The organism is Porphyromonas sp. COT-108 OH1349 (assembly GCF_000768755.1).
In the GTDB taxonomy this organism is placed as follows: domain Bacteria; phylum Bacteroidota; class Bacteroidia; order Bacteroidales; family Porphyromonadaceae; genus Porphyromonas_A; species Porphyromonas_A canoris.
Window position 1 is genome coordinate 1 of sequence record NZ_JRAH01000032.1, and the last position, 991, is coordinate 991.

At 52.6% G+C, this 991-nt stretch carries 1 protein-coding gene; it reads left to right on the plus strand.

Annotated elements, in window-relative coordinates:
• On the plus strand, nt 1–910 hold a 910-nt coding region (locus tag JT26_RS07820; protein WP_036848572.1), incomplete at its 5' end, for a DNA topoisomerase.
• Between the last annotated feature and the right edge of the window lie 81 nt (nt 911–991).

The following is a 991-nucleotide window of genomic DNA, read 5'->3' on the forward strand; positions in this document are numbered from 1 at the left end:
TACGGTTACTGCCATCTGTGAAGGTGTGAAGTTCATCCTCAAAGGTGAAATCATCAAGGAAGAGGGTTGGCGTGCCATCCTCAAAAACAGCAGGAAAAAAGACAAGGAGCAGGAGGAAGCTGAAGAACGAGAAAGTCGAGAAAATGGGGAAGGCATCATCATCCCCCAATGGGAGGAAGGCGAGCAACTCCCGCTCTGCGCCTGTTCGCTGGCACAAGGGACGACCAAGCCCAAGCCCCTGCATACGGAAAGTTCACTGTTGGCAGCTATGGAGACGGCAGGTAAGGAGTTGGAGGACGAGGAACTGCGTGCGCAACTCAAGGATTGCGGCATCGGGACGCCCGCTACCCGTGCAGCCATCATCGAAACCCTCTTTGCTCGCGAGTACATGGTGCGCCAAAAGAAGTCGCTCGTCCCCACGGAGAAAGGACTTGCCGTCTATTCCATCGTTCGGGAGATGAAAATCGGCAATGCCGAGATGACCGGACAGTGGGAAGCGGACTTGGCGAAAATCGAACGGGGAGAATTGAAAGAGCGAGACTTCCGCAAGGGCATCGAAAGCTATGCCACACAGATTACCGACGAACTGCTCTCCTCCAAAATCCTCTTTCCCAAGAAACAGAGCGACATCCATTGCCCCAAATGCGGAAAAGGCTCACTGGTCTTCTATCCTCGATGTGCCAAATGTTCCGAGGCCGATTGCGGGCTAACCCTTTTCCGCAATGTGGCAGGCAAGAGCCTCACAGACGAACAACTGACGCAATTGGCGGTGAACGGGGAGACAGGTGTCATTAAGGGCTTTACCTCCAAAGCAGGTAAGAGCTTCGAGGCTTCGCTCTCTTTGGACGGAGAGTTCAAGACGGTCTTCATCTTCCCTGAACGCAAGAAAACGGGCAAATCCCGAAGGTAACTCCCCGTAATTTGCTAATTTTGCCACTGAATGATGCGGTCATAAACAATCCTGTTGTTTTTACTGCGGATTTTAGTGGTG